This is a genomic window from Pseudooceanicola aestuariicola, assembly GCF_045763785.1.
Taxonomy (GTDB): Bacteria; Pseudomonadota; Alphaproteobacteria; order Rhodobacterales; family Rhodobacteraceae; genus Pseudooceanicola.
Genome location: NZ_JBJGSF010000001.1, coordinates 839,623 through 855,623 on the forward strand (window position 1 = coordinate 839,623; position 16,001 = coordinate 855,623).

The following is a 16,001-nucleotide window of genomic DNA, read 5'->3' on the forward strand; positions in this document are numbered from 1 at the left end:
GACGGTCAATGGCCTAAGCCAAGGGCGCGGCGTCACTCTGCCGGATGGCGGTTTGCGGCGGCTTTTTCCGACAGTTCAGTCAATCGGCGCTGCACTTCGGTGGTGCGGGCGGCAGGCGGCAAAACCGCGGGAAGAACTTCGCGCAGCTCTTCTTTCAGGCGCTGCAGCTTGCTCTTGGCGACCGCCTCTTCCAGCTCCAGACACCGGGACCAATGCACGATTTCGTTCGTGATGGCCGTTGCCTCTTCGATGCGCGCGTCGAATTGGGCCAACTCTTCATGGCGCTGGCGCAGGAAGGCGCGGGCGCGTTCAACCTTTTCATCGCTGTAGGTATGGGCCAGTTCAGCGCTCACGTGGCTCATCTGCGCGGCGATTTCCAAGATGCCCGGCTCCATATCGCCCAGATCGGGATGATCGCGCAGAAACTGAAACCTCTCACGAACAGAATCGAATTCGCCTTTCAGGTTGAAGGTGCCAGCCCGATCCCCGGCATGGGCCACGGCGTAGGCGCGTGTGACATCCGCCATGCCGATTTCGAACCGGCGGTGCGACAGTTCCAAGCGCTGGACCCGCCAAGTGGTAGGCAAGTAGATCCCAAGCATGATCAAAAGCGCCGTCAGACCGATCTGAACATACATCCCGATTTCAAGAGCTTGCCCGCCATATCCGATCTGAATTTCCGGCCAGGGCAGGCGCCCGGCAAAGGCCATTCCGGTTGCAATCACGGCGGTGGCAGAGACGAGGACGAGCGCGGCGACAATCACAGGTTGAAGAACAGACTGAATCTGTCTTGCGATGCGATTGATCCTACCTAGCGACATCAAAACCCCCGGACAGGTCAAAAATAAGCAAATTTCCGCCTGCTACCAAAAAGTATGGGTCGCAAAACCCAAGCGTCAATGATTCCCGTCGTTCACGCGACGCGAACAATGTGACAGCAAAAAGGAAACAATTACCAAAGAGGAGAAGAGGTAGAGCCCCCATGCTGTTTCCACCCGGCCAACGCCCATGCCTTTGGCCAGCGTGATGTAAAGCGCGATCAGGAAGATATCGGCCATCGCCAGCTTACTGAGAAAACCAAGCCATTTCCGCCACCTGTCGGGTGCACGTCCGGACTGGATCAATGCCAGAGTGATGACCTTTGCCATCGGCGCTACCAGCGCAAAGAGCGCGACGATCACCGCCAGAAACATGTCGGTTCGCCATAGCGATGCGATGCCAGAGATGACCGAGATTTCGGACAACCCAAACAACGGCAGCAAGCCTGCGCGCACCAAAGGGGCAAACCAAGAGATCGGAAAAAGGATCAGCAGCGACAGGTTCAGATAGAAAAGCCAGCGATGCATCCGTACCTCTCGTGTCAGCGCACCGTTTCGATCGGGCCCTCGGCGCGTCCGTGTATGAACTGATCGACATAAGGATCCCCGGAACCGTCCATGTCGGCCACGGGGCCAGTCCAGCGAATTTTGCCCCCGTGCAGCATCGCGACCCGATCCGATATCGCCCGGACCGAGGTCATGTCATGCGTGATGGTCATCGCCGTCGCGCCCATTTCCACAACGATTTCCCGGATCAATTCGTTGATGACACCGGCCATGATGGGGTCCAGCCCTGTGGTGGGTTCATCGAAAAAGATAATCTCGGGCTCGGCCGCGATGGCGCGGGCCAAGCCGACGCGTTTCTGCATGCCGCCCGACAGCTCGGCCGGGAACCGATCGGCGACGTCAGGCGACAGGCCGACCCGACGAAGCTTTTCCACTGCGATCTCTCGGGCCTCGGCCTTGGGGCGTTTCAAGGCACCGCGCATCAGTCGAAAGGCGACGTTTTGCCAGACCGGCAGGCTATCGAACAGCGCGCCCCCCTGAAACAACATGCCAAACCGCGCCAGAAAGGCGTCCCGGTCGTCGTGCCCCTCTGTGCCGTCCACAGTGATCGTACCGGAATCGGGCGTCACCAGACCAAGAACGCATTTCAGCAGGACCGACTTGCCCGTACCCGATCCGCCGATGATCACCACCGATTGGCCCTTGGGCACCTCAAGCGTCACGCCGCGCAGGACGTGGTTCGTGCCGAATGATTTATGGACGTCGTCGAACCGGATCATGCGGAAAAGAACACCCCCGTCAGCAGGAAGTTTGCCGCAAGGATCAGGACCGATGCGGCCTCGACCGAGGATTTTGTCGCCGCGCCGACGCCCTGCGCGCCACGGCCCGAGTTCATGCCGGAATAACAGCCCATCAAAGTCGCGATCACCCCGAAGGCCGCGCCTTTGACGAGCGAAGAGATCACGTCGAGCGGTTCGAGAAAATCCACCGTATTCTGCAGATAGGTGGCCGGGTTAAATCCAAGCGACCGTACCGCCACCTGATACCCGCCAAAGATGCCGATGATATCGCCAACACCCACCAGAAGGGGCACGGTGACCAGCCCGGCCAGAACGCGGGGCACGGTCAGGTACTTCATCGGGTGGGTCGACAGAGTGACCAAGGCATCAATCTGCTCGGTCACCTTCATCGTGGCAATTTCCGCCGCGATAGAAGAGGTCACGCGCGCGGCGATCATCAGGCCCACCAACACGGGCCCCAATTCGCGCACCATACCGATGGCCACGATCTGCGGCACCACGGCGGCAGCATCGAACCGCGATCCGCCCGCATAGATCTGCAGGGCCAACGCGCCGCCGGTAAAGACGGCTGTCAGTCCGACAACCGGCAAGGACAGCCAGCCGATGTTCAACAGGGCAGACAGAAATTCCCGCCCGTAGAATGGCGGCGTCACCAGATGACGCAGGGTATGTCCAGCGAAAATCGCGACACGGCCGATGGCGGCCAGAATTGCCAGAACCTGCGCCCCGATCCCGGCGAGGGCTCGGACCAGCCAGCTCACGCTGGTTTATACCGCCGCGTCAGACGCTCACCCAAAGAGGTCAGCACTTCGTAGCCGATGGTGCCCGCGTTGTCGGCAATCAGATCGATGCCCTGCTGCGGCCCCAGAAGGGTCAGCCCCTGCGGCTCTTCGGTCAGATGGGTGATGTCGACGCCGATGCTGTCCATGGAAATGCGTCCACGGATCGGGCAGGGGATGTCGCCTGCATAAAGCGACGTCTTCGGCCCGATGATCCGGTGGATGCCTTCGGCATAGCCGCCCGACACGGTGGCGATGATCGCGCGATCATTGGCGACCCAGGTGTTGCCATAACCGACGCTTTCGCCCGCCTGAATTTCGCGCACTTGAATCACCGGCAGGTCCAGCCGAACAACGGGCGCGGCCTCTTCAAACGGCAGACCGCCGTAAAGACCGATGCCGGGGCGCGTGACATCAAAGTGATACTCTGGCCCCAGCAGGATGCCGCCCGTGGCAGACAGCGAACAGGGCACGCCCAATCCTGCGGTCAGTTCCTTGAACAGACGCAACTGGCGGGTGTTCATCGCGTGATCGGGTTCATCCGCGCAGGCGAGGTGCGACATGATCAGGGTCGGCGAAAGCTCTAGCGCGGTGTCACGTACGGCCAGCCAATCCGCAGGCTCCATCCCCAGACGGTTCATGCCGGTATCAAGCTGAATACCGAAGGGATGACCCGGCAGCGCCTCGACATGGCGCAGCATCTGGTCGACGGAATTGATCATGGGCCGCAGGTTCAGGTCGCCGATCATGTCGGTATCGCCGCGCATGTGACCGGCGAAGACATTGATCTCGACCTCTGGGCCGAGGGTTTCGCGCACGGCAGCGCCTTCTTCGGCAACGGCCACAAAGAACTTGCGCGCACCGGCTTTGGCCAGCGCACGGGCGACATGTTCCACCCCCAGACCATAGCCGTTCGCCTTGATGACGGCGCCGGTTTCAGTGGCAGAAGAAGAGGCGGCATCCAAAGCGCGCCAGTTGGCGACCAAAGCGCCCAGATCAACGGTAAGACGTGCGGTACTCATAAGGGTCTTTTGACCGTGACGCGGGCTACGTGCAAGGGGATTTGGGGATCGCGCGGCGATCTGCGCCTAGGTCAAGAAAGCGTCGTTCCGGATATAGTGGTCTAACGCGGCAATCAGATCGGCGCGGGAATAGGTGCCGCGCAGGTCCTGTAGGTGAAGCGCGACGGATCCGATGTCATAGGCCTCGATCGTTTGGGCCAGCCCGTGCTGAACGGCAAGGACTGCCATGTCACGATCCTCGTCCCAGTCCGCGGCCTCGGAATCCAAGATCATGCAGGATGTTTTGGCGGTTTATGGATTTGCACCCGTTTCCACGTACAAGAAGCCGTCTTGCGCCCAAAGGTCAGGCTGATCGGATACGCGGCCTAGGGTCATCAATGCGGTCATGGCTTCTTTTGCTCGTCGCGATGGCGTCCCGGATCAACAATCGCTCTGGGCTGGAGGGCCGATCAAGGTTCCCAATTCTGGCGATAACGTTCCCAGATTTTTTCGCCGATCAGACAATCGGTTGCGCCCTGCGTTGGGATGATCCTCTCCGGCTCGGTTTGAATTGCGAAAGGGGCAGGGGGCGGCGTATCGCCCGCGATTTCCAGCACCAGTTTCTTGCGTACGGCGGCCGCGAATTCGGACCAGTCCAGCACAGGGACAACGAATGCCCCCGGTCCGCCGATGACGCAGTCACGGTAGTAGGCGTCCAGATTTTCGATGGTCCACATGCCCCCCATGCCTTCGCGGGTCATCAGGGGCAGCCCGTTGATCGTGATCCCCTGCGAAACCACCTGATCACGGGCCGCCAGCACAGGGGCGCCGTCGTTGTTTGGCCCATCGCCTGATACGTCGATTACACGCCGCAGACCGGTAAACCCGTTGTCGCGGAAATACACCGCCCCGACGGACAGGGCCGACGAAATCGATGTGCGCCTCATCCCACCAGTCGAATTCATGGCAATTGAGTCGGCAAAATTCTGGGCGTCTTCATAGGTTCTGATCACCGCCCATTCCTGAATGACTCGCTGGGAATAAGACCCGGCCCATTCGACATATGCGATGGCCACATGTCCGATCATGCCACCGTTGATGGCCTTCAGAACCTCGGGCGATACCAGTGCCTCGGCATAGCCGCGGCGCTGAATCTCCAGCTCGTTCGGCGTCATAGACCGGGACACATCGACCAGCAGCAGCAGTTCGACGTCCACTTCGATCGAATTGGGGTCATAGGGTTCGAGCTGCGCCAAGGCAGGTGCAGCGGGGGCAATGGCCATCACGGCCGCAAAGATCAGGGATCGGACCATAGGGCAGTGTCGCGCCGTCCGAGGTCATCTGTCGAGAAAAACCCGCCAGCCCACGAAAAGGTGAGCGGCGGGCGTATCTTCTTGCCGTGATGTTGGGCGGGATCAGTACCCGTCGTCGTTGCCTTGCTGCCAAGGCTTCACGAGGTTCCCGAACTTGGTAAAGCGGCCCTCGAAGGACAGCTCGACAGTGCCGATGGGACCGTGACGCTGCTTGCCGATCACGACCTCGGCCTTGCCGTGCAGCTTTTCCATCCGTTCCTGCCATTCGGCCATCTTGTCCAGCTGGTCGTCCGACGGCTTTTCACGCTCGACATAGTATTCCTCACGGAACACGAACATCACGACGTCCGCGTCCTGTTCGATCGAGCCCGATTCCCGAAGGTCAGACAGCTGGGGGCGCTTGTCTTCGCGGCTTTCCACCTGACGCGACAGCTGGGACAGCGCGATAACAGGGATGTTCAATTCCTTTGCGATGGCTTTCAGACCCATCGAGATTTCGGCGATTTCGTTCACCCGGTTTTCGGCCGTGCCGCGCACCAGCTGAAGGTAGTCGACGATCAACAGGTCCAGCCCGTGCGTCCGTTTCAGGCGCCGTGCCCGCGCCGCCAGCTGCGCGATCGGCAGGGCCGGGGTGTCGTCGATGAACAGCGGACAAGCTTCAAGGTCTTTGGCAGCCTGAACAAAACGACGGAACTCACCTTCGGTCATGTCACCCCGGCGGATGTTTTCTGACGGGATTTCGGCGGCTTCGGACAGAACTCGCGCGGCAAGCTGTTCGGCGCTCATTTCGAGAGAGTAGAAACCTACCACGCCGCCTTCGACCGCGCCTTCGGACCCGTCCGGCAGTTTGCCGCGCTTGTAGGCTTTGGCCACGTTGAACGCGATGTTGGTCGCGAGCGAGGTTTTCCCCATCGACGGACGACCGGCAAGGATCAGAAGGTCGGACTTGTGCAGACCGCCCAGCTTTTTGTCCATGTCGATCAGGCCAGTGGACACGCCCGCAAGGCCCCCATCGCGCTGATATGCGGCGTTGGCGACGTTCACGGCATCGGTGACAGCAGACAGGAATGACTGGAACCCGGACTCGGCCGAGCCCTGTTCGGACATCTTGTAAAGCTTTTGTTCCGCCTGAACGATCTGTTCCTTCGGCTCGTTCTTGACGTCCATCCGCATGGCTTCGGCGGCGATGTCCTGACCCAGCAGGATCAATTCGCGCCGGATCGCCAGATCATAGATCATCTGGGCATAGTCGCGCACCGCGTAGGCCGCGATCGCAGACCCCGCCAGACGCGCCAGATAGCCCGGTCCGCCCAGTTCCTTCAGGCCTTCGTCATTTTCCAGAAACGCCTTCAGCGTCACCGGCGTGGCCAGCGCGTTCTTGGCGATGCGCGCGGCGGCGACTTCAAAGATGCGGCCGTGGACGGGTTCGTAGAAATGGTCCGGTCCGATCAACGTCGCGATGCGGTCATAGACATCGTTGTTCGTCAAAAGCGCGCCCAGCAGCTGCTGTTCGGCCTCGATCGAATGCGGAACCGTGTCGGCTTGCGACACCTCTGGCGTGTTGTCGCCGCTGGCATTGAAGTACGAAAGATCGTTCATGTCTGCTCTGTCCCCGATTGCCGGATTTGCCGGAAGGATTGGGTGCGCCGATGCGCACCCGCCCCCCGATTCCCGTGCCTGTATCCGTGCCCCGAAGGTCCGGCCAATCAGCCCCCAAGTCTTGCTGTCAGCCGTTAACCCCCCGGTAAGGATTGGAGATACCGGAGGCGGTGCGGATCAGGCAATCTGGAAATCCTGTGGATAACCAGTGTATCTTTTGCCGCCACCAGATGTGGTGGTTTCCCTGCAAAACAGTAGACCATTTTGTAGATCGCAAGGCAAGCTTGCCGCGCTCTCTGTGGCAGCTTTGCACAAGCATCAGACGTCATTTCGCAGGGCGGAAATTCGTCTGATGCCGCTTCGCATCAAGTTGCGGCGTGCCCCCTGCGTCAGCGGGGGGCGGCGACGAATCGTCAGCCTTTGGTGCGCGCCTCTTGCCAGTCACGTGGCGCTTTCAGGAAGGCCTCGACCTCGTCCAGCGTGGCGGTCGAGAAGGCCTCGCGCCGACGCGCTTCGGCCAGAACGTCCCACCAGGTGCACAGGTGGTGCAGCGTCACCCCGTGATCGCCAAGCGTCTTTTCCGTGTCCGGGAAGATACCATAATAAAAGATGACCGCCGTATGCGCACAGGTTGCACCCGTGTCGCGGATCGCATCGACGAACGAGATTTTGGAGCCGCCATCGGTGGTCAGATCCTCGACCAGAAGAACCCGCTGCCCTTCGGTCATCGCCCCTTCGATCCGGGCATTGCGGCCATAGCCCTTGGGTTTCTTGCGCACATAGGTCATGGGCAGCGCCATGCGTTCCGCGACCAGCGCGGCAAAGGGGATGCCCGCCGTTTCGCCGCCTGCGATGTTGTCAAACGCCTCAAGGCCCGCGTTACGCATCACCGTGACGGTCAGGAAGTCCATCAGGGTCGATCGGATGCGCGGATAAGAGATCAGCTTGCGACAATCGATATAGGTCGGGCTGGGCAGGCCAGAGGCCAGCGTGAACGGTTCATCCGAGTTGAAGTGCACCGCCTGAATGTCCAGCAACATGCCAGCGGTCAGGCGGGCGATTTCTTCGGGCGCGGGATAGCTGGAGGGGATCATATGCGGGCCTTTCGAGTGGTGTGACCGTCGGATGCCTCCGGCGGGGATATTTGCAGCAAGAGGACTATCAGGACCAATAGACTGGGAAGCCGGGGTCGAAAACGGTGACGGGTCCAGCCTCGCAGTCGATCTTGGCGGGGAAGGCGGTGGCCGTGTCGGATTTGGTCAGGGTGATCGTGTCGTCATTGGCGGGCAGGCGGTAAAAGGCCGGACCGTTGAGAGAAGCGAAGGCCTCTAGCTGGTCGAGCGCGCCCGCCTCTTCGAACACATGCGCCAGCAGAGGCATCGTATTCGTTGCGGTGAAACATCCGGCGCAGCCACAGGCGTGTTCTTTCAGGTGGTCGGGATGCGGCGCGCTGTCGGTGCCAAGGAAGAAGCGTGCGTCGCCCGAGGTCGCGGCGGCGACCAGCGCCTGACGATGTTCTTCGCGCTTCGCGACGGGCAGGCAGTAGTAATGCGGTTTGATCCCGCCGACGAGGATGTGGTTCCGGTTGATAATCAGGTGATGGGTGGTGATCGTCGCCCCAAGGTCCTGATCGTTGGCCCGAACGTAATCGGCGGCATGGGACGTGGTGGTATGTTCCATCACGACGCGCAGGCCGGGCGTGGCGCGGCGGATTGGGTCCAGAACGGTTTCGATAAAGACGGCTTCGCGGTCAAAGATATCGACGTCCGAGGTGGTGACTTCGCCATGCATACACAGCGGCATCCCGATTTCGGCCATCTTTTCCAGAACCGGGCGAACCTTATCGAAGTCGCGCACACCCGAAGCTGAGTTCGTCGTCGCCCCCGCAGGGTAGAGTTTCACCGAGGTCGCGATCCCATCCGCATGGGCCTGCGCCACATCTGCCGGATCGGTGTCTTCGGTCAGATACAGCGTCATCAGCGGCTGAAATGTCATGCCGTCGGGCAGCGCGGCCATGATCCGATCCCGGTAAGCTGCCGCCTGCGCGCCTGTTACCACCGGCGGCACAAGGTTCGGCATCACGATGGCGCGGCCAAAGGTGCGGGCGGTTTCGGGCAGAACGGCCTGCATCATTGCGCCATCGCGCAAATGCAGGTGCCAGTCATCGGGGCGGCGGATCGTGATCGTGCGGGTCATGGCTTGCGATTACACGGGCGTAGGCAGAAGGGGAAGACCGAAGCTTAGCGAAGCTGTTCGTTCAGTTGCGCCAATCGTCTTTGGAACCGTGGTGCGTTAAACCTGTGCGTGACGTTTCGGCACAACATCCGCGCCAGATGTGGCCGGTCAAGCAGGTCCAGTTTGGTCAGCAGGCGGCGCAGATAGGGCAGGTGATTGCGGCGGGCGCGGTACATGCCGGCGAAAAAGCGTGGTGTCAGGCGATCTTCGGCGACGGCCTGTAAAACGGGGAACAGGCGGCGCATGAACAGCAGATGGGTCTGCAGAGCCTCTCCCATATAGGGCATGCGGTATTTCGTGACGTTTGGCTTGGTAAACAGTGCTGCGTGCATCGCATCCAGCGTGACGTCGGGGTCGTAGATCAGGTGCACATGCTGGGCCGCATCGACCATATCGGGTGCAAAGCCGTAGCGGCTGGTGAAATCATGGCGCCGCATTTCGACAAAGCGGTCGTCCCATTCAGTCACGCGCGGATCCAAGGTTGCCTGAGGCTGCACCGCCAGAACACGCGCGCCCGGCGCAGTCACCGAAAACGCCGTCGCCGCATAGCCGCAGGGGCCCGCGCCGTAAAAGACCACCGTTTCGAATTCGTCAAAGAACCCTTCGTCCACCAATTGGTCGAAATAGGCATAGACCTGAGGATCGCGGAACCACGTATCGCCATCAGAGGCGAGCAGCAGGCTGGACCACCCCATTTTCTGAGACATTTGCCATCCAAGGGGACGCGCGGATTCGGTCAGGCTGCGCATGCCCTGCACGGTTTCGAACGACACCAGAAGAACCGGGCCAGAGCGGACGAAAGCGGCGAAATGCTTTTTCCCAAGCCGGTCCGCGGCGCCGCGCGCCTCGGCCTGTTCAAGGATGCGTCGGGTCCAGTCCTGTTTGTCCAAACCCGACAAATCGTTAAGCGGAAAATTTCCGTCCATGCGCTATCCCACCCTAGAACGCGCTTGCTGCGTGTCCGAATCGACCTCTTGGGTCACCGGATCTCACGCAAGGCGTTCTGCCCTGATCAATTGGAATCGCCTGATATGTCCTGACGCCCCATAGTGCCGTATCGTATCAGAAAACGCGCCTCGTTCAACGAAACTGCGCGGGTGGGGGGCGTCATCAGCAAACGTCCGAACAGCGCACGGAACGGCTCTTGCAGCATCAACTGGTCGAACTGAGTCTTGCGCCACTGAACAGACGCTTCGTGCAGCGCGGCCAGTTCCGGATCCGCCTTTAGTGCGTCCAGTTCTGCATCCACTTGCGGGGCAAGGCCCATAATTGAGGTATCTTCGTCCTGATTAAAGTTCCTCTCGACCCAGTAATCCGTGCCCAGCATATGATCCGAATGCACGGCGCGGCCCCGCGCGGCCTTAAGCACGTAACTTTCCATCGTGCCCAAGGGATAATGGTTCAGCTGCACCAGTTTGTAGTTCGATCGTCCATAATTGCTGAATATCCGACGTGTGCGGAACTGGTCGTCCAACTCGCGCCCCTCACCATCGAACCAGCGGGCGTCGGGCAGCCGTTCGGGATCGGGCGACCGGGGGCGGTGGACCCCCATTTTGCGATAGGTGCCGTCATTTCGGTACAGCGTCTTGAACATGGCCGACCGCCATGGCCAGTACATCACCACCGGTGCTGCCTTGATAAAGGTGCGCGTGACCGGCGTATCCTGATACCGCGCAAAGCCAGAGCAGCCGAACAACCGCCATGTCAGCGTGACGGCGCTGGCGTCGGGCAGGGCGGCCAGAAGGTCGGGCAGGGTGCGGTTGCCTGTGTGAATGTTGACGAATTCGTCTACGTCCAGCGTTGCGATCCAGTCGGCGTCCCGCACGATCTGCATCTTGTCGGCCTGTTTGTAGGCGGTGAACTGAATGCCGCCCTGATCATAAGGGCCATCGTTGCGGACGTGGGTCAGCAGGCCCATGTCCTGCAGCCGGTCCAGCATGGTATCCGTGCCGTCCTGACAGTCGTTTGAAAAGACAAGGAAATCGGTAAAGCCACAGGCGCGGTGATGCGCCAGCCATTCCAGCAAAAACGCGCCTTCGTTGCGCACCGTCAGAACGGCCAGAAACCGCATCATCTAGCCCGTGTGAAGGTCACGACCTTCGCTGATGAATGTTTGGCCGTGTAAATCAGGCCCGCGCCATGCAATGTCTCAAAAACGGTCTTCACGCCTTCCAGTCCTGTTCTGTTTGGGTGCAGCGTCACCACCGCATTACGCACCCCGCCTAGATCAAGCTGCGGCAGCAGCGTTATCTCGGCCCCTTCGATCCCGCAGATGACGACATCCGGCTTTAACGCGCCGATGGTCTGTTTCGCAGGCAGTACTGGAACATCGGCAATGTGAAGGATCCCTGCCAGCGGTTCGCGATTGGTCGAGCTTTCGAAGAACTTGCGCCGAACATAGAAATTCCGGCTGCCACGTTCCTTGTCCAGTATCGCGTGATGGACGGTGATATTGGTCAGGTCATTTTCCGAATGCACCCGGCGGATGCAGGGGATGAGGGCCGGGTTCGCCTCGAACGTATGGATTTGTGCGGCTTCGGTATTCTTTGCGATGACCGCAGACATATGGCCGATGCCGCCGCCGAACTCGACCACCCGGTCACCTTTGCGCACGACAGCCAGCGCGGCGTTTGTCTGCTTCTCGTCGTATGTTCCATTGGCCAGCATGTTCCGCGCCTTGGGGAAAAGGGGCGGCATATCCGTGGGAAACCGGACATTGCGCGACATGACGTGGGAAGGGCGGCCCATTTCGGCCAGTTCAGTGCGCTTCAGCTGATCGCTGGAGCCTAGGAAGTGCTGGGAATGATCGGGGAAATCTTCCATTCTTAGCTTTCGAGGTCTTGCGCGAGCGCATAGGCGACGCGTTCGGTTTCGTTTAGGCGTACCGACAATGCCTGATTGTAAAGGTCTTGGAATTCAGGGGTTTTGTGAAGTTCTGCTGCCTTGGCCTGATGCCAGGCAAAGCCCGCATCGTGCAGGCGCTTCAGCTCTGAATCGGCCAGAAGCCGGTCCATTTCAGCGCGTAGGCGGGGCAGGTTGCGATGAATTGTGATGTCGCGGTAATCGCACCAATCCATCCGGATCCAGTAATTCAACCCGATGGACCGATCGACATGCAGCGCACGACCGCGTTGCCGTTTAATCAGATAACTGTCGGCCGAACGCAGCGCATAGTGGTTCAGCTGGATCAGGTCGTAGCCGATGGACTTTTTCGAGTTGCGCCAGCCGTTCTTGATCAGCTCTTTCGTGGCGATGGCGCCTGAACCGTTCACCCATTGCACCTGACCAGCCATAACATCCGCCAGTTTGTTGGGACGGTGGCAGGACAGTTTGGAATAGGCCCCGATGTTCTTGAACAATGTCTTGAAGCCCCAGACAGTGTGCGGCTTCGGGCAGAACTTCGGTGCGCAGGCGGTGAATTGTTCGATCACCGGGCGATCCGCCAGATCGGTGACGCCGCCATGTCCGAACAGCCGCCAAGTCATCGCGACATTGGTGGCCTGCGGCACCCGCGCAAAGAAATCGTCCAACGTGCCATTGCCGCAGCGCACGTTCACGAATTCGTCTACATCAATATGGGCGATCCAGTCAGCTTGCTGCAGAACCGGTTCCTGCGGCGCGATGTCCAGCGCGTGGGTTTGCGGCGACCGACCTTTCCAGCCGTCGTTGTTGCGGTGTTGAACGATCCCCAACTGGTCAAGCCGCTGTAGGATTTCGTCGGTGCCGTCGGTGCAATCGTTTGTGTAGATCAGGAAATTGTCGAAACCGATGGCGCGGTGATAGGCGACCCATTCGACGATATAGGGCGCTTCGTTCTTCATGCAGCCGACGATCACGCGACCGGTGCTGCCGCGCGGCAATTGGCGCGGGGTGGCAGGGGCAAAGGCTGGCTGCGGCGCTTCTTCGTTTAACTGACCGATGCGGTTGTGCGGACGAAAGGACGACCCGATCAGGAAATTGAACTTCTCGACCGCTTGGGGCGACATGATCTTGCGCGCGGCGTCCGAGATCTGGTCCTTGGCAGGCGGTTTCGGAGTATCACCTTTCAACTGCGCCACATCCGCCAACTTGGCCTTGGCGTGTTCTGCCGTAGTCCGTTCGATCCGCCACATCCATGCCAGCAGGTACTGAGAGGCGCGGTATCCGTTGCGCGGCGCAGGTTCACGCCACTCTGGCCCGGGGTGCACGGGGGCCAGCGCCTCTGGGTCCAACGCGGGATGTTCCGCGATCAGCTGGTTCATCATCGGCGCGAACCGACGAGAGATCTTGCCCAAGCTGGCCGGATTGATGGGCGGACCGTCTATCTGCAGCTCGTCCATGAACTTTTTCCACATCGGCCGCGGCAGCACCAGATTGCTGCGTGTCAGCAGACGCACCAGCAGCAGGTTCATCTGACGTGCCCGCGCGACCCATTCGGCCGAGGGCTCGGCCTCAATCACTCCCGGTTCGGCCCGCCCGATCTGGTCGCTGATATCGAATGCTTGCTGCAACTCTGTCGTGATATCCGGCTGCGCCCAGACCTGTGGATCATAGCTGCGGAACCGAAAGCTGCCGGGACCAAAGACCAGTTCCCACCGAGCAGCAAGCTCTTGATAGTCCAGCCAGAACGCCGGAGCCTGATTGCGCAGGAAGATGCCGTTTTCGGCCTCGGTCGCTGGGGTGGCGTCCAAACAGGCCTTCCACCAGTTGGGCTGATCGGCCAGCTCCAGTTCGGCGTTCAGGCCAATGCCGCGCCCCTCCATCACCTGTGCGGCGTAGGCACGTGTCAGAAGGCGGGCGGGTTCGTCGATATGCGCGGTGACGGTGATGTCCGACGACAAAGGCGTCAGCATATCGCGCAGCGTCTCCATCTCGGACCGCGCGACAAGACCCGAAGCCAGTTGTGCAGCCGACAGGATCAAAATGTCCGGCTTGGCCCGCGCCACGTCCTGTGCCAGTTGTTCGGTCAGCTGGTCCCGCAGCGCCTTTTGCTTGTCTGCCGTGATGAACCCGCGGTTGAATCGCAGCGGGTCAACGTTTTCCGGCGCGGTGACGGCCATGAACAGCCGCGTATGGTTCTGCGGTCCGGGCACCTTGGGAAACAGTACCCCCTTGCTTTCCAGCTGGGCGCGCTTTTCGGCCATCACGTCCTGCAAGCGGATGGTGCCGCAGCCTTCCAGCCCGATATGCAGGTGGATTTTCATCCCTCAGCAGTCTCTTCCGTTTTGGCCAGATGGGCGATGTTCCGATTGGCTTGCCCCCACCATGGCATGGCACGGCCTGTGAACGCTTCAAGCTGTTCGCGCGCCGTGACGGACGCCACATCAAGGATCATGAACCGATCATCACCAGCAAAAATGGTTTCCAGAAACGCGTAATGCGCCTCGATCCACAGGATGCGGTCGCTTTCTTCGGCCCCATAGCCGACGGGCAGGCCGGGCAGGGCCGCCTTTTCCATCCGTGCCACCATGGACGTCCAGTTCAGCATCGATGTGCTCAGGTCGACCGGGTCGCGCCAAGTGGCAACGAATTTGATCTGCGGATGGCCATGGCGCAGCGCGTCGATGATGCCGAAATCCATTTGCGGCCACGCCGGTTGCCGTTCCCGCAGGACCGAGATTTCCGACAGCGCCTCGAATTCCCCCAGCTTCGCCAGCGGATCGCCCATGCGGTAATAGCCCTCATACAATAGGTCCGCGACGAAGGTTTCCGCCAGATCCGGGTTTTCAGACTGCCCGGCCTTGATCCGATGATCCGCTGCATGCAGCCCAGAGCGGCGCAGGGCCCGCGCTAATGTTGTTGTGCCGGATTTCGGCAGCCCAAGGTTGATGATCTGCATCTTGGTCATCGCGTCACCCTTGCGTAAGGAGAGGGCAGGGGCGCAATGCCCAGAGATTTGACCAGGTCTTCCTCTTTCGGACACATGGTCCCCGCCCGTTTCAACTGATCCCGCATCGAGATATAGTCAGGCTGCGCCAGCAACCGATCACGTTTCGCGCGGTGCAGCTCGCAGGCCTGTTCATGCAATTCTGCGATCCCCGGCAGGGATTTCAGCGCCGCCATCTCGGCCTCTAGTGCTGGCAGATAGCGCAGGATCGACCGGTCCTCGAAGGCCATGTCGTTGCGTTCCCGCCAATAGGTGTCGTCGAAATCGCGGTTTTCGCGGTTCACGTCGCCCCGGTCGTTCTTGACCAGATAGCTGTCTAGGGATCGCAGTGCATAATGGTTCAGCGTCGCAAAATCACGTGATCCGGGCGCTGGAAACTTGCGCATCCGCCGCGGATTGGCCGCCACCAGAAACTGATGCGGCACGTCGCGCCCCGATCCGTCCGACCAGCTGGGCCGATCCTTCGGCGCCAGTTTCGATTTGAAAAACGGCCTGTGCGCGCCGAAATACTGAAGCGGAAAATCCCGGCGCACCAGGGATTTGACTTCGATCGCGAATTCTCCGCACCAGATGTCCGGGTTGTGGCTGTAGATGAACTGAGAGATCACGGGCCGATCCTCGAACGCCTCGACCCCCGCATTGGCAAAGAATTGAAAATTCAGGGAAATCGCCTGCCGATCCCAGCAGGCCTCGATCAGCGACGGGATCGTGTGATCGCCCACATGGATGTTCAGAAACTCGTCCACATCCGCGATCCACCACCAATCCGCCTGATCGACAACCGCCTGCTTCTTGGCGTCCTTCAACGCTTCCATCTGGTAATTGCGCCCCTCTGCGGGGTTGGGCAGATGCTGCACGATGCCGTGGTCGGCCAGCGTGTCCAGGATAATGTCAGTGCCATCATCGCAATCGTTGGAATAGAACAGGAAATCGGTGCAGCCGATCACACGGTTGAAGGCGATCCATTCGATCAGGAATGGACCTTCATTCTTGACGCATGTGATTGCCGTAATGCGCATGCCTGTGTTTCCGCCGCGTCAAAAGGCGACGCATTGTTCCCGACCCGACTGCTGTGCGGGCCTA

15 protein-coding genes and 1 pseudogene are annotated in these 16,001 nt (G+C 60.3%); all 16 read right to left on the reverse strand.

Annotated elements, in window-relative coordinates; genetic code table 11:
• Window positions 1–32 precede the first annotated feature (32 nt).
• A complete protein-coding gene (locus ACI3GR_RS03755) occupies window positions 33–821 on the reverse strand; it encodes a DNA repair protein (RefSeq protein WP_407492700.1) in 789 nt (262 codons plus the stop codon).
• 75 nt (window positions 822–896) lie between these two features.
• Entirely contained in the window at window positions 897–1,346 is a 450-nt protein-coding gene (locus ACI3GR_RS03760; RefSeq protein ID WP_407492701.1) for a paraquat-inducible protein A, read from the reverse strand.
• Window positions 1,347–1,360: 14 nt separating this feature from the next.
• Window positions 1,361–2,104 carry an ABC transporter ATP-binding protein gene (locus ACI3GR_RS03765; RefSeq protein ID WP_407492702.1) on the reverse strand — a complete coding sequence of 248 codons (744 nt, stop codon included), beginning with the start codon at window positions 2,102–2,104 and terminating at the stop codon, window positions 1,361–1,363.
• Window positions 2,101–2,877 (reverse strand): MlaE family ABC transporter permease, encoded by a 777-nt coding sequence (locus ACI3GR_RS03770; protein ID WP_407493593.1) that lies wholly within the window; start codon window positions 2,875–2,877, stop codon window positions 2,101–2,103. Before ACI3GR_RS03770 ends, ACI3GR_RS03765 begins: the two co-directional genes overlap by 4 nt.
• 5 nt (window positions 2,878–2,882) lie before the next feature.
• Entirely contained in the window at window positions 2,883–3,926 is a 1,044-nt protein-coding gene (alr, locus tag ACI3GR_RS03775; protein WP_407492703.1) for an alanine racemase, read from the reverse strand.
• Between the two features lie 66 nt (window positions 3,927–3,992).
• Window positions 3,993–4,202 (reverse strand): annotated as a pseudogene (locus tag ACI3GR_RS03780) (DUF7716 domain-containing protein); the annotation flags it as partial.
• Window positions 4,203–4,375: 173 nt separating this feature from the next.
• Window positions 4,376–5,218 (reverse strand): DUF1194 domain-containing protein, encoded by an 843-nt coding sequence (locus ACI3GR_RS03785; RefSeq protein ID WP_407492705.1) that lies wholly within the window; start codon window positions 5,216–5,218, stop codon window positions 4,376–4,378.
• A gap of 102 nt (window positions 5,219–5,320) precedes the next feature.
• Window positions 5,321–6,817: a replicative DNA helicase gene (locus ACI3GR_RS03790; protein WP_407492706.1), complete on the reverse strand. Its 1,497-nt coding sequence runs from the start codon at window positions 6,815–6,817 to the stop codon at window positions 5,321–5,323.
• 413 nt (window positions 6,818–7,230) lie between these two features.
• Complete coding sequence (locus ACI3GR_RS03795) at window positions 7,231–7,911, reverse strand: orotate phosphoribosyltransferase (protein ID WP_407492707.1); 681 nt, start codon at window positions 7,909–7,911, stop codon at window positions 7,231–7,233.
• A gap of 67 nt (window positions 7,912–7,978) precedes the next feature.
• The gene (pyrC, locus tag ACI3GR_RS03800) at window positions 7,979–9,013 is read right to left on the reverse strand and encodes a dihydroorotase (RefSeq protein WP_407492708.1); all 1,035 of its coding nucleotides are present in this window, start codon (window positions 9,011–9,013) and stop codon (window positions 7,979–7,981) included.
• A gap of 44 nt (window positions 9,014–9,057) precedes the next feature.
• On the reverse strand, window positions 9,058–9,978 hold the full coding sequence (locus ACI3GR_RS03805) for a phosphoadenosine phosphosulfate reductase (RefSeq protein ID WP_407492709.1): 921 nt from the start codon (window positions 9,976–9,978) through the stop codon (window positions 9,058–9,060).
• A gap of 86 nt (window positions 9,979–10,064) precedes the next feature.
• Window positions 10,065–11,123, reverse strand: coding sequence for a glycosyltransferase family 2 protein (locus ACI3GR_RS03810; RefSeq protein WP_407492710.1), 1,059 nt, complete (start codon window positions 11,121–11,123; stop codon window positions 10,065–10,067).
• Entirely contained in the window at window positions 11,123–11,875 is a 753-nt protein-coding gene (locus ACI3GR_RS03815) for an FkbM family methyltransferase (RefSeq protein ID WP_407492711.1), read from the reverse strand. Before ACI3GR_RS03815 ends, ACI3GR_RS03810 begins: the two co-directional genes overlap by 1 nt.
• A gap of 2 nt (window positions 11,876–11,877) precedes the next feature.
• The gene (locus ACI3GR_RS03820) at window positions 11,878–14,235 is read right to left on the reverse strand and encodes a glycosyltransferase family 2 protein (protein ID WP_407492712.1); all 2,358 of its coding nucleotides are present in this window, start codon (window positions 14,233–14,235) and stop codon (window positions 11,878–11,880) included.
• Entirely contained in the window at window positions 14,232–14,879 is a 648-nt protein-coding gene (locus ACI3GR_RS03825; RefSeq protein ID WP_407492713.1) for a sulfotransferase family protein, read from the reverse strand. The genes ACI3GR_RS03820 and ACI3GR_RS03825 overlap by 4 nt, the downstream gene beginning before the upstream one ends.
• Entirely contained in the window at window positions 14,876–15,937 is a 1,062-nt protein-coding gene (locus ACI3GR_RS03830; protein ID WP_407492715.1) for a glycosyltransferase family 2 protein, read from the reverse strand. The genes ACI3GR_RS03825 and ACI3GR_RS03830 overlap by 4 nt, the downstream gene beginning before the upstream one ends.
• Window positions 15,938–16,001: the final 64 nt, after the last annotated feature.

What these genes read in the sequence shown, in the direction of transcription:
- ACI3GR_RS03755 (WP_407492700.1), bottom strand. Translation starts at nt 821, where the DNA reads ATGTCGCTAGGTAGGATCAATCGCATCGCAAGACAGATTCAGTCTGTT.
- ACI3GR_RS03760 (WP_407492701.1), bottom strand. Translation starts at nt 1,346, where the DNA reads ATGCATCGCTGGCTTTTCTATCTGAACCTGTCGCTGCTGATCCTTTTT.
- ACI3GR_RS03765 (WP_407492702.1), bottom strand. Translation starts at nt 2,104, where the DNA reads ATGATCCGGTTCGACGACGTCCATAAATCATTCGGCACGAACCACGTC.
- alr (WP_407492703.1), bottom strand. Translation starts at nt 3,926, where the DNA reads ATGAGTACCGCACGTCTTACCGTTGATCTGGGCGCTTTGGTCGCCAAC.
- ACI3GR_RS03785 (WP_407492705.1), bottom strand. Translation starts at nt 5,218, where the DNA reads ATGGTCCGATCCCTGATCTTTGCGGCCGTGATGGCCATTGCCCCCGCT.
- ACI3GR_RS03790 (WP_407492706.1), bottom strand. Translation starts at nt 6,817, where the DNA reads ATGAACGATCTTTCGTACTTCAATGCCAGCGGCGACAACACGCCAGAG.
- ACI3GR_RS03795 (WP_407492707.1), bottom strand. Translation starts at nt 7,911, where the DNA reads ATGATCCCCTCCAGCTATCCCGCGCCCGAAGAAATCGCCCGCCTGACC.
- pyrC (WP_407492708.1), bottom strand. Translation starts at nt 9,013, where the DNA reads ATGACCCGCACGATCACGATCCGCCGCCCCGATGACTGGCACCTGCAT.
- ACI3GR_RS03805 (WP_407492709.1), bottom strand. Translation starts at nt 9,978, where the DNA reads ATGGACGGAAATTTTCCGCTTAACGATTTGTCGGGTTTGGACAAACAG.
- ACI3GR_RS03810 (WP_407492710.1), bottom strand. Translation starts at nt 11,123, where the DNA reads ATGCGGTTTCTGGCCGTTCTGACGGTGCGCAACGAAGGCGCGTTTTTG.
- ACI3GR_RS03815 (WP_407492711.1), bottom strand. Translation starts at nt 11,875, where the DNA reads ATGGAAGATTTCCCCGATCATTCCCAGCACTTCCTAGGCTCCAGCGAT.
- ACI3GR_RS03820 (WP_407492712.1), bottom strand. Translation starts at nt 14,235, where the DNA reads ATGAAAATCCACCTGCATATCGGGCTGGAAGGCTGCGGCACCATCCGC.
- ACI3GR_RS03825 (WP_407492713.1), bottom strand. Translation starts at nt 14,879, where the DNA reads ATGACCAAGATGCAGATCATCAACCTTGGGCTGCCGAAATCCGGCACA.
- ACI3GR_RS03830 (WP_407492715.1), bottom strand. Translation starts at nt 15,937, where the DNA reads ATGCGCATTACGGCAATCACATGCGTCAAGAATGAAGGTCCATTCCTG.